A 1,562-nucleotide genomic window follows, 5' to 3' on the forward strand; every position below is an offset into this window, starting at 1 on the left:
GACGCCGAATAGGTCGAATCATGGCGAAAAATGGCTGGGTTTCGAAATACACCTGTAAAAAATATTGTATTCATACAGAAAAAAGCAATGAATCGCCGGTGGGGAATGAACTGAATCGAGAATTTAATATAGGTCAACCACGAAAGATATTGGTGACCGATTTAACCTATGTAAGGGTTAAACAACGTTGGCACTACCTTTGTGTAATTGTTGATATCAGTAATCGAGAAATAGTGGGGCGAAGTGCTGGCAGGCATAAAACAGCGGCACTGGTCATGCAAGCTATGAGTCAAATTCCAATGAACTTACAGACGATTGAGTTGTTTCATTCTGATAGAGGAAAAGAGTTTGATAATCATTTGATTGATGAATGTTTAACAGCATTTGGAATTAAACGGTCCTTAAGTCGCAAAGGCTGCCCCTATGATAACGCAATTGCAGAAAGCACATTCAAAGCAGTGAAAAGAGAATTTGTGTCAAATACTATTTTTGATTCACTGGCGCAACTTAAATTGGAATTTAATCACTATGTGGATTGGTTTAATTATAATCGACTTCATTCAACATTAAATTACCAGTCGCCGATTGAATACAAAAGAAATCGATGACCTTATCTTTTTGGTACTAAAAAGTGTGGACATACCAGAAGTCAATATAGCAATTAATTGATTGAGTTGATGATTAAACTCCCATTTATTCAATGTGATTTTACCTTTATTTTTCTAGCTGGTAGATGTTTTTAGCTTGCAATTGTATTTTAAGACGGTAATTAAAGTACTTCAACAGTTGCCACTTGTTTAGGTCCCTCATAAATAATTATTTTAACCCCTTTATTGAGTAAGTAACTGGGCGCAGTTTCCATTAAAAAATGCGCTTCACCAAAACCTATTCTTTCATGAGAGTTAATGTGCTCATTATTTTTAACATTTATTACCAATGACCAACTTGTCATATCACCCTGCTTACTTTTAAGCGGTTCAGTGATCGGATAGTATTTTGTATTTATAGGAAGCATTTTTTTCCACCTTGTTGTATGGATAGCCAATAAATTTTGACATTAACTGTCGAATGTAGCATTTTTAGATTCCTATTTAGTCATTTGTTATTCAGTTATTTTTTAATGTGTTTACCAATTTATTTAATGGCCTTCTTAATAACCTGGATTCAAACATGAAGTGCAATTTTAAACACGGTGGAGTGAAGAAAGTAGAAAGGTGATTTATACTAGCACCTTCGCACCACCACAGTTTGGAGATTGCTATGTATTATAATCACCTTTCTAGGAAGGAAAGATACCAAATTTTCGTATTATTACAAGCCGGAAAGAATAAAAAAGAGATAGCCCAGCTACTCAATAGACATCCTTCGACAATAAGTCGAGAGATAAAAAGAAACTCAAAACCTAATCAAGCCTATCAAGCACATGATGCGGTAACCCTAGCTAGGAAAAGGCGAAAAAACAGCGGTAATGGTAAGCCAATAGAGTCTTCGGTATGGCGCCAAGTTGAAAAATACCTCATGCTTTATTACAGCCCAGAGCAGATTGCTGCACGTTTAAAGAA

At 35.5% G+C, this 1,562-nt stretch carries 3 protein-coding genes; 2 read left to right on the top strand and 1 reads right to left on the bottom strand.

The genetic code is table 11. The features are described from left to right. The coding region (locus A9G37_RS06800; protein WP_065574322.1) for an IS3 family transposase at positions 1-608 on the top strand (608 nt) is incomplete at its 5' end. 161 nt (positions 609-769) lie between these two features. On the opposite strand, the gene A9G37_RS06805 is transcribed toward A9G37_RS06800, so the two are convergent. After that, positions 770-1,015 carry a hypothetical protein gene (locus tag A9G37_RS06805; protein ID WP_065575022.1) on the bottom strand — a complete coding sequence of 82 codons (246 nt, stop codon included), beginning with the start codon at positions 1,013-1,015 and terminating at the stop codon, positions 770-772. A gap of 245 nt (positions 1,016-1,260) precedes the next feature. Here A9G37_RS06805 and A9G37_RS06810 point away from each other — a divergent pair. Further along, the coding region (locus A9G37_RS06810) for a helix-turn-helix domain-containing protein (RefSeq protein ID WP_065575023.1) at positions 1,261-1,562 on the top strand (302 nt) is incomplete at its 3' end.

Source organism: Gilliamella sp. GillExp13 (assembly GCF_001690815.1).
Lineage (GTDB): Bacteria > Pseudomonadota > Gammaproteobacteria > Enterobacterales > Orbaceae > Gilliamella > Gilliamella bombi.

What these genes read in the sequence shown, in the direction of transcription:
- A9G37_RS06805 (WP_065575022.1), bottom strand. Translation starts at nt 1,015, where the DNA reads ATGCTTCCTATAAATACAAAATACTATCCGATCACTGAACCGCTTAAA.